The sequence below is a fragment of the Falsiroseomonas tokyonensis genome (assembly GCF_019024325.1).
In the GTDB taxonomy this organism is placed as follows: domain Bacteria; phylum Pseudomonadota; class Alphaproteobacteria; order Acetobacterales; family Acetobacteraceae; genus Falsiroseomonas; species Falsiroseomonas tokyonensis.
Genome location: NZ_JAFNJS010000004.1, coordinates 193,158 through 207,180, shown reverse-complemented (window position 1 = coordinate 207,180; position 14,023 = coordinate 193,158). Strand labels below are relative to the sequence as shown.

The 14,023-nt window shown below is 70.2% G+C and carries 11 protein-coding genes; 8 read left to right on the top strand and 3 right to left on the bottom strand.

The genetic code is table 11. The features are described 5' to 3' along the window. Positions 1 to 99 precede the first annotated feature (99 nt). The 6 genes from J3S20_RS14725 (at position 100) to J3S20_RS14700 (ending at position 8,138) form a co-directional block, all read left to right on the top strand. Complete coding sequence (locus tag J3S20_RS14725; RefSeq protein WP_216837250.1) at positions 100 to 990, top strand: alpha/beta fold hydrolase; 891 nt, start codon at positions 100 to 102, stop codon at positions 988 to 990. Then, complete coding sequence (locus J3S20_RS14720; RefSeq protein WP_216837249.1) at positions 990 to 1,697, top strand: HdaA/DnaA family protein; 708 nt, start codon at positions 990 to 992, stop codon at positions 1,695 to 1,697. Before J3S20_RS14725 ends, J3S20_RS14720 begins: the two co-directional genes overlap by 1 nt. 9 nt (positions 1,698 to 1,706) lie before the next feature. Continuing rightward, the gene (locus J3S20_RS14715; protein ID WP_216837248.1) at positions 1,707 to 3,941 is read left to right on the top strand and encodes an RNA degradosome polyphosphate kinase; all 2,235 of its coding nucleotides are present in this window, start codon (positions 1,707 to 1,709) and stop codon (positions 3,939 to 3,941) included. Between the two features lie 212 nt (positions 3,942 to 4,153). Next, positions 4,154 to 5,653, top strand: coding sequence for a Ppx/GppA family phosphatase (locus J3S20_RS14710; protein WP_216837247.1), 1,500 nt, complete (start codon positions 4,154 to 4,156; stop codon positions 5,651 to 5,653). Between the two features lie 120 nt (positions 5,654 to 5,773). Continuing rightward, entirely contained in the window at positions 5,774 to 7,438 is a 1,665-nt protein-coding gene (locus J3S20_RS30850) for a DNA methyltransferase (RefSeq protein ID WP_281419533.1), read from the top strand. A gap of 79 nt (positions 7,439 to 7,517) precedes the next feature. Further along, on the top strand, positions 7,518 to 8,138 hold the full coding sequence (locus tag J3S20_RS14700) for a transposase (RefSeq protein ID WP_216837246.1): 621 nt from the start codon (positions 7,518 to 7,520) through the stop codon (positions 8,136 to 8,138). A 75-nt stretch (positions 8,139 to 8,213) separates the two neighbouring features. On the opposite strand, the gene J3S20_RS14695 is transcribed toward J3S20_RS14700, so the two are convergent. Both J3S20_RS14695 and rnd read right to left on the bottom strand, forming a co-directional pair. Next, positions 8,214 to 8,780 carry a lipid-binding SYLF domain-containing protein gene (locus J3S20_RS14695; RefSeq protein ID WP_216837245.1) on the bottom strand — a complete coding sequence of 189 codons (567 nt, stop codon included), beginning with the start codon at positions 8,778 to 8,780 and terminating at the stop codon, positions 8,214 to 8,216. Between the two features lie 113 nt (positions 8,781 to 8,893). Beyond that, positions 8,894 to 10,075, bottom strand: a complete 1,182-nt coding sequence (gene rnd / locus J3S20_RS14690) for a ribonuclease D (protein ID WP_216837244.1) — start codon at positions 10,073 to 10,075, stop codon at positions 8,894 to 8,896. 110 nt (positions 10,076 to 10,185) lie between these two features. On the opposite strand from rnd, the gene aspS reads away from it, so the two are divergent. Both aspS and J3S20_RS14680 read left to right on the top strand, forming a co-directional pair. Next, positions 10,186 to 12,003 (top strand): aspartate--tRNA ligase, encoded by a 1,818-nt coding sequence (aspS, locus tag J3S20_RS14685; protein ID WP_216837243.1) that lies wholly within the window; start codon positions 10,186 to 10,188, stop codon positions 12,001 to 12,003. Between the two features lie 30 nt (positions 12,004 to 12,033). Then, a complete protein-coding gene (locus J3S20_RS14680; RefSeq protein WP_246602837.1) occupies positions 12,034 to 12,903 on the top strand; it encodes an EipB family protein in 870 nt (289 codons plus the stop codon). On the opposite strand, the gene J3S20_RS14675 is transcribed toward J3S20_RS14680, so the two are convergent. After that, a complete protein-coding gene (locus J3S20_RS14675) occupies positions 12,904 to 13,905 on the bottom strand; it encodes an asparaginase (protein WP_216837241.1) in 1,002 nt (333 codons plus the stop codon). Between the last annotated feature and the right edge of the window lie 118 nt (positions 13,906 to 14,023).

Below are 14,023 nucleotides of genomic sequence, written 5' to 3'. Positions count from 1 at the left end.
GCGCCGAACCTGTCGCGGCTGGCCGCGCGGACCTGTCGCGGCTGGCCGCGCGGAACCTGTCGCGGCCGGCCGCGCGCGGCACTGCTGGCTGGGCTGGCCATGACCTCCCTGCCGGCGGGGGCGGAGACGCGGCTGCAGGCGCCCGGGCCGCAGGGGCCGCTGGAGGGCAGCCTGCTGCCCGGCCAGCCGATGGTGCTGATCATCCCCGGGTCCGGCGCCACCGACCGCGACGGCAATGGCCCGGGCTACCGCCCCGAGACCTACCGTCTGCTGGCCGAGGGGCTGGCGGCGCGCGGCATCGGCAGCCTGCGCATCGACAAGCGCGGCCTGCACGGCAGCCGCGCCGCAGTGCCGGATGCGGAGGCGGTGACCATGGCGGATTACGCCGCCGATATCGCGGCCTGGGCCGGCGTGCTGCGGGCGCGCGGCGCCGACCGCCTCTGGCTCGCCGGGCACAGCGAGGGCGGGCTGGTGGCGCTGCTGGCCGCGGGCCGGCTGCCGGATCTCTGCGGCCTGGTCCTGCTGGCCACGCCGGGCCGCCGGATCGGCCTGGTGCTGCGGGAACAGCTCGACCGCGCCCTGCCGGGCCCGCTGCGGGCGGAGGCGGAGGGGCTGCTGGCGCGGCTGGAGGCCGGGCAGGGGCTGCCGGAGGCGATCCCGCCGGCCCTGCTGCCGCTGTTCCGCCCGAGCCTGGCCGGCTTCCTCGCCAGCCTCTTCGCCCTCGACCCGCCGGCCCTGGCTGCCGCGGTTCGGCCGCCGCTGCTGGTGCTGCAGGGGCTGCTGGACCTGCAGGTGACGCAGGCGGATGCGGCGGCGCTGGCGGCGGCGCGGCCCGACGCGCGGCTGGTGCTGCTGCCCGGGGTGAACCATGTGCTGAAGGCGGTGGGCGAAGATCCGGCGGACAACCTCGCCGCCTACGCCGACCCCGACCGCCCCCTGGCACCGGGGGTGGTGGAGGCCATCGCCGATTTCGTCGCGCCGGCGCCGTGATGGGCCTGCAACTGGCCCTGCCCTTGCCGCTGCAGGGCTCGGACGCCGCCGAGGACCTGGTCCCCGACCCTTCCAATGCCGAGGCCCTGGCCTGGCTGGAAGCGCCGCCCGAAGCCTGGCCGCTGCGCCGCCTGGCGCTGCATGGGCCGGAGGGGGTGGGCAAGACGCATATGCTGCAGGCCGCTTCCCGGCGCTTCGGCTGGCGGCGGCTGGAGGGGCCGGGCCTCACCATGGATGCGGCGCTGGCCGATGCGCCTGGCACCGCGCTGGACCGCGCCGATGCGGCACCGGAACAGGCGCTGTTCCACCTGATCAACCATGCGGCGCAAACTGGCGCGCCCCTGCTGCTGGCCGCCCGCATGGCGCCGGCGCGCTGGCCCACCATCCTGCCCGACCTCGCCAGCCGGCTGCGCGCCACCACGGCGGTGGAGATCGCCGGGCCGGGGGAGGGGTTGCTGGCCGCGCTGCTGGCCAAGCACCTGGCAGACCGGCAATTGCGGGTGGAGGCCGGGGTGCAGGCTTACCTGCTGTCCCGCCTGCCGCGCCATGCGGCGGCCATCGCCCAGGCGGTGGCGGCGCTGGATGCGGCCTCGCTGGCGGGCGCCACGCCGGTTACCCGGGCGCTGGCACGCCAAATCCTCGCGCTGGATGACCGTTTCGAGACGTCATCGCAAACGCCCTCCCCGCCGGCGGGAGGGCTGGGCTAGTCTCATTCCATGGATACGATGCCGCCGCCCGCCAATCCGGCCGCCCCCGCCGCCCCCTCGGCCCCCAAGCCCGGCGCGCCCCATGGCGCGGTGCGGCTGCCGCCGATCGCCCTCGACAGCCCGAACCGCTTCATCAACCGCGAATTGTCCTGGCTGGCCTTCAACACCAGGGTGCTGGAGGAAGCGGCCAATCCGCGCCATCCGCTGCTGGAACGGCTGCGCTTCGTCGCGATCTCGGCCTCCAACCTCGATGAATTCTACTCGGTCCGCGTCGCCGGCCTGGTCGGCCAGGACCGCGCCGGCATCACCACGCCGTCGCCCGATGGGCTGACGCCGGCGCGGCAGCTGGCCGCGGTGAACGCCGCGGCGCAGGCGCTGATCGAGGGCCAGCAGCAGGCCTGGCACGAGCTGCGCGGCCTGCTGGATGGGGCGGGCGTCACCGTCTGCAAGCCGGCGGAGCTCACCGAGGCGGACCGCGCCTGGCTGGAAGGCTGGTTCATGGACCGGGTCTTCGCCGTGCTGACGCCACTCGCCGTGGACCCTGCGCATCCCTTCCCCTTCATCGCCAACCTGGCGCTCTGCATGGTGCTGAAGCTGGTGCGGACGGAAGACGGCGGCACCATGCGCGCCCTGCTGCCGCTGCCGCCCCAGATCGAGCGCTTCATCCGCCTGCCGGCCGAGCCGGAATCGCGGGGAAAAATCCGATTCGTGATGCTGGAGGACCTGATCGTCCTCTTCCTCGGCCGCCTCTTCCCCGGCTTCATCGCCGCCGAGCACGGCCTGTTCCGGCTGATCCGCGACACCGATGTGGAGTTCGAGGAAGAGGCCGAGGACCTGGTGCGGTCCTACGAAACCGCGCTGAAGCGCCGCCGCCGCGGCCAGGCCATCCTGCTCTCGGTCGATGCCCGCATGTCCGCGGACATGGTGCACCTGGTGGCGGAGGAGCTGGATTCGGACCGCGCGGGCGTGGTGAAGGTGGATGGGCTGCTCGGCATCGCCGATATCAAGCAGCTGATCGTGGACGACCGCCCCGACCTGCTGTTCACCCCCTATACGCCGCGCTTCCCCGAACGGATCCTGGATTTCGGCGGCGACTGCTTTGCGGCCATCGCCGCCAAGGACATCGTCGTCCACCACCCCTACGAGTCCTTCGACGTGGTGGTGCAGTTCCTGCGCCAGGCCGCGCGCGACCCCAACGTGGTCGCCATCAAGCAGACCCTCTACCGCACCAGCCGCGACAGCCCCATCGCCCGCGCCCTGATCGAGGCGGCGGAGGCCGGCAAGTCCGTCACCGGCATCGTCGAGATCAAGGCCCGCTTCGACGAGGAGCGGAACATCGCCCTCGCCCGCGAATTGGAAGCCGCCGGCGTGCAGGTCGTCTTCGGCTTCGTGGAACTCAAGACCCACGCCAAGGTCAGCCTGGTGGTGCGCCGCGAGCGCGAGGTGCTGCGCAGCTACGCGCATTTCGGCACCGGCAACTATCACCCCATCACCGCCCGCATCTACACGGACCTGTCCTTCTTCACCGCCGACCCGGCCCTGACGCGCGACGCCGCGAAACTGTTCAACTACATGACCGGCTATGCCCGGCCCGAAACCATGGAAGGCCTGGCCTTCGCGCCGCTGACCATCCGCCCCGCCTTGCTCGGCCTGATCGAGCGCGAGATCGCCTTCGCGCAGGAGGGCAAGCCCGCCGGCATCTGGCTGAAGATGAACTCCCTGGTGGATGAGCAGCTGATCGATGCGCTCTACCGCGCCAGCCAGGCCGGCGTGCGGGTGGAATGCGTGGTGCGCGGCATCTGCTGCCTGCGCCCCGGCGTGCCCGGCCTGTCCGAGCATATCCGCGTGAAATCCATCGTCGGCCGCTTCCTGGAACACAGCCGCGTCTATGTCTTCGGCAATGGCCACCGCCTGCCATCCCGCCGCGCCCGCGTCTTCATCTCCTCCGCCGACCTGATGGCGCGGAACATGGACTGGCGGGTGGAGACGATGGTGCCGATCGAGAATCCCACCGTGCATACCCAGATCCTCGACCAGGTGATGGCGGTGAACCTGCAGGACACCATGCAGTCCTGGCAGCTGCGGGCGGACGGCACCTATCGCCGCATGGCGCCTGGTCCGAAGCCGGTCTCGGCGCATGAGTACTTCATGACCAACCCCTCCCTCTCCGGCCGCGGCAGCGCCGCCCAGCGCCCCGCCGGCCCACCCCGCCGTGCCCGCCAGGACCGGGTGCTGCAGGACTGACAAAGCCCTCCCCCGCACTTGCGGGGGGTTGGACGCATGCGTCCAACGGGTGGGGGCCGGCATCCACGCCCCGACCACCCCTGCACGACTGAGCAAGCTTCGCGCGCGAAACTCACCCGCCCCGCCTGCCACCGCCCGCGCTTCCCTGGCGTTGACGGCGCGGCTCGATTTCGCCACGCACTCCCCAAGTCGTCTGGACGCTGCACCGCACCATGCCCCGTAACCGCATCGACAGCTCGCCGACCCGCCTCGGCGTGGTGGACCTCGGCTCCAACTCCGTCCGCCTGGTGGTGTTCGAGGGGCTGTCCCGCAACCCGCTGACCATCTTCAACGAGAAGGCGGTGCTCGGCCTCGGCCGCGGGCTGCAGAACACCGGCCGCCTGAACGAGGAAGCCATCGGCCCCGCGCTCACCGTGATGGGCCGCTACGCCGCCGTGGCCCGCGCCATGGGCGCCGAGACGGTGGAGGTGGTGGCCACCGCCGCGGCGCGGGACGCCGAGAACGGCCCCGACTTCATCGCGGCGCTGCGCGACCGCCTGCCCGACCTGCCCGTGCGCGTGCTGACCGGGGAGGAGGAGGCGAATCTCTCCGCCGACGGCGTGCTGCTCGGCTTCCCCGAGGCCGATGGCATACTGGGCGACATCGGCGGCGGGTCGCTGGAGGTGGTGGAGCTCGACCGCGGCCGCGCCACCGCAGCCGCCAGCCTGCCGATCGGCGCCATCCGCCTGGCAGACCGCGCCGGCGGCGATGTGGCCAAGGCGCGCGCCATCGTCGAGGCCGACCTGGCCCGCGTGAACTGGCTGAAGCGCGGCGAGGGGCGGGACCTGTACTTGGTGGGCGGCGCCTGGCGCGCCCTGGCCAAGATGCACATCGCCCAGACCGGCTACCCTCTGTCCATCGTCCACCACTACGTGCTGCGGCGGGAGGAGGCGCGGGACCTGGCCGGCGTGGTGGCCAAGGCCGACCGCAAGATGCTGGCCGCCATGCCCGGCGCCCCCGCCAAGCGGCTGGGCGACATGCCCTTCGCCGCCGTGGTGCTGCGCCGCCTGCTGCGCGCCACCGGCGCCAGCCGCGTGGTGTTCTCCGCCAACGGCCTGCGGGAAGGCTGGTATTCCCGCCTGCTGCCGGAAGGCGTGCGCCGCGAAAACCCCATGCTGGCCGCCGGCCACGACCTGGCCCGCCAATGGGGCCGCGACCCCGAACTGCCGCCGGCCCTGTTCGCCTGGACCCAGGCCCTGTTCGAGACCGAGGCGCCAGACCAGGCGGCGCTGCGCGAGGCCAGCTGCTGGATCGCCGACATCGGCAGCCACGACCACCCCGACTACCGCGCCGAACAAGCCTTCTTCCGGGTGCTGCGACAGCCCGGCGTGGGCCTGGACCACCACCAGCGGGCTTTTCTCGCGATGGTCGTGGCCCTGCGCTACGAGGCCGACGCCACCGCCCCCTTCCTGGCGACCGCCCGCATGCTGCTGGACGCCGCCGCCGTGAAACGCGCTGAAACCCTCGGCGCCGCCCTGCGCCTGGCTTTTACCCTCTCGGGCGGCACCCCGGTTCTGCTGGCCGGCACCGCGCTGCGGGTGCGGGGCGGGGAACTGCAATTGCGGCTGGTGGAGGGGAGCGGCGTGTTCGCGGGCGAAAGCGTGCAGCGGCGGCTGGATGCGCTGGCGGGGGCGCTGGGGCTGGTGGCGCGGGTGGAGGTGGCGGCGATTTGACCGAAAAGCCCTCCCCCGCTTGCGGGGGAGGGTTGGGTGGGGGGTCGCGCCGACTTCGCGCCGCCTTCCAACACGCATCACCCCTTCGCATCCCCGCATCAACCCGCCACACTGCACCGCATGAGCAACAACAAGCTGTTCTACGGCGACAACCTCGAAGTGCTGCGGGGGCGGGACGCCGATGGCCGTCCGCTGATGCCGGATGAGAGCGTGGACCTGATCTACCTCGACCCGCCCTTCAACTCCGCCGCCAACTACAACGTCCTGTTCCGGGCCCCGGACGGTAAGGCGAGCGACAGCCAGTTGGAAGCTTTCGACGACACTTGGCATTGGGGCGACAGTGCCGAGGCGGCCTATAATGACGTGCTGACGCAGGTCTCGCACACGGATGCTGCCACGCTGATGCGCGGCATCGTGACCGCACTCGGCCGCAACGATATGACCGCCTATCTGGTAATGATGGCGGTGCGCCTGATGGAATTACATCGCGTCCTGAAACCGACTGGCAGCCTGTATCTGCACTGCGATCCAACAGCCAGCCATTATTTGAAGATTGTGCTAGATGGGATTTTTGGCCCGCATAATTTCCGTAATGAGATCGTTTGGAAGAGAACTAGTGCGCATAGTAGTACAAAGCGGTGGGGGCCTGTTCACGATACGATTTTCTTTTATTCAAGGGGTGAGAATTTTATTTGGAACCCGCAATATGTTCCGTATGAGCGAAGCTACATTGAAGGATTTTACACACACGTTGATCCGGACGGTCGGCGCTGGCGTCGTTCAGACCTCACTGGTGCAGGGACTCGTAATGGCGAGACTGGCGAGGTTTGGCGAGGCCTAAATGTAACGGCGAAAGGGCGGCACTGGGCCTACCCACCTCGGGTGCTCGACGAAATGGATGCGGCTGGACTATTGCACTGGCCAAACAAAGCCGGCGGCATGCCGATGTTTAAGAGGTACCTCGATCAACAGCCTGGGCAAGCTATTGGCGACACTATTACTGATATCCCACCAATGCATAATCTTTCAGAGGAACGCCTCGGCTACCCGACACAGAAACCACTCGCTCTTCTCGAACGCATCATCGCCGCCTCCTCCAATCCTGGCGATGTAATCCTTGATCCGTTCTGCGGCTGCGGCACCGCCGTCCACGCTGCCCAGAAACTCGGCCGCCACTGGATCGGCATGGATGTCACGCATCTGGCGATCAGCCTGATCGAGCGCCGGTTGAAGGACGCCTTTTCTGGGATCGCCTTTGAGGTGCTCGGCACCCCGCGCGACCTCGCCGCTGCCCGCGACCTCGCCAGCCGGGACAAGCACCAGTTCCAGTGGTGGGCCGTCTCCCTGCTCGATGCCGTGCCGCAGGGCGGCAAGAAGAAGGGCGCGGACCGCGGTATCGACGGCATCCGCTGGGTCCGGACGGGCCCAAAGACGGAGCATCTGGACCGCATCATCGTCTCCGTGAAGGGCGGCGAGAACATCTCGGTCCGCGACGTGCGCGACCTTGTGGGCACCGTTCAGCGTGAAGGTGCCCTGGGTGGCGTCCTGGTTACTCTCGCAAAGCCCACCAAGGACATGATGCGCGAAGCCGCCAGCGCCGGCTTCGCCGATACCGGCTTCGGCCAGTTCCGCAAGATCATGGTCAAGACGATCGATGAGCTGTTGCGCGGCATCCATGACGACCAGGAGCGCCTGCCCCCGCTCGGCCGACAGGAAGGATTCCGGCGCGCCGCCCGCGAAACAACGCGGCGTTCCGCGACCGATCAGGCGGCGCTGGACATCTGAGCGGCTGGGAAAAATCTTGCGAATCGGGATAAATTCCTATAGGAACACTTCCCCATAAACCCGCGCCCGGAGCACCCCCATGCGGCTCCACTTCCCGCTCCGCCCTACCACCCCGCATGACTGGTTTCCCCTGACGGACAGCGAGTGGGCGGCCCTCTGCGACTACCTGCCGAGCGGCATTGGCCGCCCCCCTCGGGACCGCCGGAAAATCTGGAATGCCATCTTCTGGGTGGCTTGCGGCACCGATCCCTGGGCGGCGCTGCCCAAGGATTTCTGCGACTATGGCACCGCGCACAGCGCCCTGATCTACCAGGCCCGCAATGGCACGCTGGACCGGCTGCTGATCGCCGTCTCCCGCCACCCCTTTGCCAGGCCGGACATGGCCAGCCTGGAGTGGCGCATCTGCCGGGCCTTTCGCCGGGCCGCCCGGCAGCTCAGCCCCTATAGCCTGCTGCTGGCGCGCAATCTCGGCATGGAGAGTGCCTTGCCCGGCCCGGCCGAATTGTTGCCGGAGACACCGGTGCCCCAGCCAGGCCGGCCGGATGCGCCCTACGAGGTGCCGCGGATGCCCCGCATTCCGCGCCGCACCCTGCGCGGCCTGCCCCCGCCCCGCCTGCACATCCCCGCCCTGCCGCCCTTGGTGGACAAGGCCCCCCGCCGCCCCCGCCACCTGGTCCTCCGCCCCGTCCGCCGGGTCTAGCCCCAATACGAAAAGCCCTCTCCCCAGCGGGGAGAGGGTTGGGTGAGGGGAGAATCTCCGTCCTCCGAAACCGCGTCAGACCGGATTGAACGGCGAAATCTTCGTCCCGTTGATGGTCAGTGCCGCCATCAGCCCTTCCTGGCCGAAGGTCACCGCGTAGACCGGCTCGCGCAGCGTGGTGGCCGTCACGTTCGCCTGCACGCCGCGGTCGAGGGCGACGACGGACGGGCCGGTGCCGATTTCCCAGCCATCGGCCGCTTGCAGGGCGCGCAGCGCCTCGTCGGTCATGAAGAACATGGCCAGCCCCGCCACCTGCGCGCCCGCCTGCAGGCCGAAGGAGGCGCCGGCGATGCGGTAGTAACCCTGGCGTTCGTTGCCGCGGAACAGGATGCCTTCGCCGTACTGGCCGCCGACGATCAGCCCGCCGCTGACGATGCGCGGGAAGATCAGCACCGCCTGGGCGCGTTCGAACAGCGGGGCAGTGTTGGGCATGCCGCGCAGCGTGGTCAGGGCGGCGTTGGTCTGCGCGTCGATCTCGGCCCGGCTCGCGGCGTAGGACGGGCGGGGCAGGGTGGAGAGCAGGCTGCCGCCGGTCAGGGCCAGGGCGGCGTGGCGGGCGAGGGTGCGGCGGTCGATCGGCATGGCGTTGGGCTCCAAGGTCCAGATGCCGCGACAACGTCGCTGCTCCGTTCCGGTTGCAACCCTTCGCCGGAGTTTCGTGTAACCGCCTGTCGCGCGCTGGCGCCCGTTCGGGTTCAGGCCTGGATCAGCCGCACGCGCCTTCCGTCCACGCCGAGCGCCACGCGCCCGGCCCGCAGGTCCAGCGCGGCGGCGCCGAAGACCTCCCGCCGCCAGCCCTGCAGGGCGGCCAGTTCGGTCTCGCCGGCGGCCAGGCGTTCCAGCTCCTCGGAATTGGCCAGCAGGCGGGGGGCCACCTGGTGTTCCTCGGATTTGGCGGCCAGCAGCACCTTCAGCAGCGCGACGAGCGCGGGGGAGGGGTTGGCGCCATTGGCGCGTTCCTTCGGCGCCTCGGGCAGGGCCGAATCCGGCAGGGCCTTGGCTTCCTGGATGGCCAGCAGGAGGGAGGCGCCGGACTTGCCCTTGGCAAACCCCTCGGAGATGCCGCGGGCGCGGGACAGGTCGCCCACGGTTTCGGGGGCGGTGGCGGCGATCTCCAGCAGCGTCTCGTCCTTCACCAGGCGCTGGCGGGGGATGTTGACGCGCTGGGCCTCCCGCTCCCGCCAGGCGGCGGCGGCGCGCAGCAGGCCGAGGAAGCGGCGGTTGCTGGTGCGCGGGCGCAGCTTTTCCCAGGCCGTCTCGGGGTCCTGTCGATAGGTGGCGGGCTCGGCGAGGGCCGCCATTTCCTCCGCCACCCAGCCGCCGCGGCCCTCGCGGTCCAGCTTGGTGGTCAGCGCCGTGTAGATGCGGCGCAGGTGGGTGACGTCCGCGGCCGCATAGGCGATCTGGGCGGGGGAGAGGGGGCGGGCGGCCCAGTCGCTGAAGCGATGCGCCTTGTCGATCTGCGCGCCGGCCAGGGACCGGGCGAGCTGGTCGTAGCTCACCTGGTCGCCGAAGCCGGCCACGGTGGCGGCGATCTGCGTGTCGTAGATGGGGGTGGGCACGGCGCCAAAGCGCAGCAGGAAGATTTCCACGTCCTGCCGGGCGGCGTGGAACACCTTCATCACGGCGGTATCGGCGAGGAGGTCGCCCAGGGCGGTCAGGTCGATGCCGGGGGCGAGGGCGTCGACCACCGCCACCTCGTTCTCGCCGGCCAGCTGGACGACGCAGAGCTCGGGCCAGTAGGTCCGCTCCCGCATGAACTCCGTGTCCACCGTCACGAAGCTTTCGCCGCGCAGGCGGGTACAGAGGGCGACCAGCGCCTCGGTCTCGGTGATCAGGTACGGCGCCGCTTCGGCGCCCGCGTTCCGGCGGCTCATGGAATGTCTGTAGCGCCCGGCCGGCTTCGGCGAAAGGCGCGGCCTTGACATCCGGGGCCCGGTCGGGCGGTTTGCCGCCTCAGCATCATCACCGCCAGGCCAATACCCCCATGCACGCCTACCGCACCCATCACTGCGGCGCGCTCCGCGCCGCCGACGCCGGCAAGACCGTCCGCCTTTCGGGCTGGGTGCATCGCAAGCGGGACCATGGCGGGCTGCTGTTCGTCGACCTGCGCGACCATTACGGGCTGACACAGTGTGTGGTGGCCCAGGGCAGTGCGGCCTTCGCGACGCTGGACGGGGCGCGGCCGGAGTCGGTGGTGACGGTGACGGGCCAGGTGGTGCCGCGCGAGGGTGCCACGGTGAACGCCAAGCTGCCGACCGGCGAGATCGAGCTGCGGGTGGCGGAGGTCTCGGTGCAGTCCGCGGCCGAAATCCTGCCGATCCAGGTCGCTGGCGAGCAGGAGTTTCCCGAGGACCTGCGCCTGCGCTACCGCTTCATCGACCTGCGCCGGGACCGCCAGCATCGCAACCTGATGCTGCGCAGCGCGGTCATCGCCAGCATCCGCCGCCGCATGATCGACCAGGGTTTCACGGAATTCCAGACGCCGATCCTGACGGCGAGCAGCCCGGAGGGCGCGCGGGACTTCCTGGTGCCGGCGCGCAATCACCCCGGCAAGTTCTACGCCCTGCCGCAGGCGCCTCAGCAGTTCAAGCAGCTGGCGATGGTGGCCGGCTTCGACCGCTACTTCCAGATCGCCCCCTGCTTCCGCGACGAGGCCTCGCGGGCGGACCGGTCTCCGGGCGAATTCTACCAGCTCGACTTCGAGATGTCCTTCGTGACGCAGGAAGACGTCTTCGCGGCGATCGAGCCGGTGCTGTCGGGCGTCTTCGAGGAATTCTCCGACTTCTCCGGCACCAAGCGGTCCGTGACCCCGGCGCCCTTCCCGCGCATCCCCTATGACCAGGCGATGCTGGAATTCGGCTCCGACAAGCCGGACCTGCGCAACCCGATCCGCATCGCCGACGTGACGGCGCATTTTGCCGGCGGCGGCTTCGGCCTGTTCGCGCGCGCGGTGGAGAAGGGCGCGGTGGTCCGCGCCATTCCGGCGCCAGGCGCGGCCGGCAATCCGCGCAGCTTCTTCGACAAGATGAACGAATGGGCCCGCGAACAGGGCGCCGGCGGCCTGGGCTACATCACCTTCGCCAATGGCGAGGCCGGCGGCCCGATCGCCAAGAACCTGCAGCCGGAGCGCGTCGCCGCCATCAAGGCCGCCTGCGGGCTGTCCGATGGGGATGCGGTGTTCTTCGCCGCGGACAAGGTGGAGGCCGCCGCCAAGTTGGCTGGCCAGGCGCGCACCCGGCTCGGCCAGGAACTCGGCCTGATCGAGAAGGATTCGTACAGGTTCTGCTGGGTCACCGACTTCCCCATGTATGAATTGAACGAGGAAACCGACCAGGTCGACTTCAGCCACAACCCCTTCTCCATGCCGCAGGGGGAGCTGGAGGCGCTGAACACCATGGATCCGCTGCAGATCAAGGCCTATCAGTACGACATCGTCTGTAACGGTATTGAGCTGTCCTCCGGCGCCATCCGCAACCACCGGCCCGACGTGATGATCCGCGCCTTCGAGATCGCGGGCTATTCGGCGCAGACGGTGGAAGACCGCTTCGGCGGCATGCTGAACGCCTTCCGCTACGGCGCCCCCCCGCACGGCGGCTCCGCCCCCGGCATCGACCGCATCGTCATGCTCCTGGCCGATGAGCCGAATATTCGTGAAGTAATTTTGTTTCCCATGAATCAACAGGCCGAGGACCTGATGATGGGCGCCCCGGCGCCGGTCGATGCCGCGCGGTTGAAGGAGCTTTCGATCAAGCTGGACCTGCCGCCGCCGAAAGGTGGTGCAGCCGGCCCCAAGGCTTCCTAGATGCAGCGCAGCACGCTTCGAGGAACCCCCATGCCGATCCGCCATCGCCGCCGACACCTCCTCGCCGCGTTCTGCCTGCTTGCGCTTCCGGCTGCCGCCCAGCAGCCGCCCGCCCCGATCACCGCCGGCCCCCGCGCCGGCGTCTCGGCGGAGGCGCTGGGTCAGGGCATCGCGCGGATGCTGCCGCACCGCGCCGCCTATCGGCTGGACCTCGGCGAGGCGCGCAATTCCGGCATCACCGCGGTGCGCGGCGCCATGGTCTTCGACGTGGCCGATGCCTGCGAGGGCTGGGCGACCCGCCAGCGCATGACCATGACCGTGGTGGATCGCGAGGGGCAGGAGATCGAGACCGTCTCCGACTACGCGACCTATGAGGCGAAGGACAATTCCAGCCTGCGCTTCTCCCTCACCCAGACCACCCAGGGTGCCGTCAACCAGCGCGTGGCCGGGGAGGCGGAGCTGAAGCCGGATGGCAGCGGCACCGTGCGCTTCAGCGAACCCGCGGGGCAGGAGGAGACGCTGCCCGCCGGCACGCTGCTGCCGATGCGCCACACGGTGCTGGCCGTGGAGGCCGCCCGCGCCGGCCAGCGCCTGCTCGCCGCCCCGCTGTTCGATGGCACCAGCAACGAGGGCGCGCAGGACACGACGACCGTGATCCCAAGCTGGACCCAGCCCAGCGGCACGCCGCGCTTCCCGCTGATGTCGGGCGCGGCCTCCGGCCATATGCGCATCGCCTTCTTCGAGCGCGGCGCCGGCGGCAATGGCGCCTCGCAGCCCGAATACGAGGTCGGGCTGCGCTACTACGACAACGGCATCGCCGATGAGATCGTGATGGATTTCGGCGAATTTTCCGTCACCGGGCAGGCGCTGGAGCTCTCGCCCCTGCCAGGCGGCTGCTGATCAGGCCGTCTCGAACAACCGGGCGATCATCGCCCGATCCCGCCCGCGGGTCAGCGCCAGCGTCAGCAGGATGCGCGCCTTCTGCGGGTTCAGGTTGTCGGCATTGAGGAAGCCTTCCTCCCCGTAGCGCTTCGTCGGGAAGGTCCGCCCCGATCCGGCGCGGGAGGAGAGGACGGCGACGCAGCCCTGGGCGATCGCCTCCACCATGGCGCTGCGCTCGGCCGGCGTCAGGAAGCCCGGCGCCAGCGCCGCGCAGACGATGCCGGCGGCGCCCGCCGCCAGGAAGGCATGCACCGCCACGCTATCGCCGCCCGCCACGGAATAGAGAACGTCGACGCGGGGCGGCCGGTCCAGCTTCAGGATGTCGAAGCGCTCCGCCACCGGCATCACCCGCGTGGGCCGCCGCCAGAAGCTGTTGCGGTCGGCATCGACATGGCCGAGCGCGCCGAGATCCGGACTCCGAAAAGTCTGCATCCGGCCGGTGGAGGTCTTGGTCACTTCCCGTGCCGCATGGATCTCATCGTTCAGCACCACCAGCACGCCGAGGCCCCGCGCCTGCGGGTCGGCCGCCACGCGCACCGCCGCCACCAGGTTCATCTGCGCGTCAGAGGACAGGCCGGTGAAGGGGCGCTGGGCGCCGGTCACCACCACGGGCAGGTCGGTCGGCAGGGTCAGGGACAGAAGGTAGGCGGTCTCCTCCAGCGTCGCCGTGCCATGGGTGATGACGATGCCGGCGAGGTCCGGATGCGCCGCCTCCAGCTCCAGGATCTTCGCCACCAGGGCGCGCCAGTCGGACCAGCCGATGGCGGTGGAGGGGATGGCGGTGAAAGGCACGGCGAAGACATCGGCGACGCGCGCCAGGTCCGGCACGCCGGCGACCAGCGCCTCGGCGTCCAGGATGGGACGGCCGGAGGAGGCATAGTCCTGCACATCCAACCCGTGCAGGCCCTGGGAGGCGATGGTGCCGCCGGTGCCGATGACGGCGACTTTGGGCTTGGTCATGGTGGTCGTGCTCTCCAATCAGAGGCAGGCGGGCCGAGGTCGCGAATGCGGCCCGCGGCCTGTGCCGCGAAGCCAAGCCGCGCGGATGCGCGGCGCCCGGCGTTCGAGGGGCAGCAAT

Excerpts from the sequence above, each read along its gene's own strand:
- J3S20_RS14700 (WP_216837246.1), top strand. The coding sequence starts at position 7,518 with ATGCGGCTCCACTTCCCGCTCCGCCCTACCACCCCGCATGACTGGTTT.
- J3S20_RS14725 (WP_216837250.1), top strand. The coding sequence starts at position 100 with ATGACCTCCCTGCCGGCGGGGGCGGAGACGCGGCTGCAGGCGCCCGGG.
- J3S20_RS14695 (WP_216837245.1), bottom strand. The coding sequence starts at position 8,780 with ATGCCGATCGACCGCCGCACCCTCGCCCGCCACGCCGCCCTGGCCCTG.
- J3S20_RS14675 (WP_216837241.1), bottom strand. The coding sequence starts at position 13,905 with ATGACCAAGCCCAAAGTCGCCGTCATCGGCACCGGCGGCACCATCGCC.
- aspS (WP_216837243.1), top strand. The coding sequence starts at position 10,186 with ATGCACGCCTACCGCACCCATCACTGCGGCGCGCTCCGCGCCGCCGAC.
- rnd (WP_216837244.1), bottom strand. The coding sequence starts at position 10,075 with ATGAGCCGCCGGAACGCGGGCGCCGAAGCGGCGCCGTACCTGATCACC.
- J3S20_RS30850 (WP_281419533.1), top strand. The coding sequence starts at position 5,774 with ATGAGCAACAACAAGCTGTTCTACGGCGACAACCTCGAAGTGCTGCGG.
- J3S20_RS14720 (WP_216837249.1), top strand. The coding sequence starts at position 990 with ATGGGCCTGCAACTGGCCCTGCCCTTGCCGCTGCAGGGCTCGGACGCC.
- J3S20_RS14710 (WP_216837247.1), top strand. The coding sequence starts at position 4,154 with ATGCCCCGTAACCGCATCGACAGCTCGCCGACCCGCCTCGGCGTGGTG.
- J3S20_RS14680 (WP_246602837.1), top strand. The coding sequence starts at position 12,034 with ATGCCGATCCGCCATCGCCGCCGACACCTCCTCGCCGCGTTCTGCCTG.
- J3S20_RS14715 (WP_216837248.1), top strand. The coding sequence starts at position 1,707 with ATGGATACGATGCCGCCGCCCGCCAATCCGGCCGCCCCCGCCGCCCCC.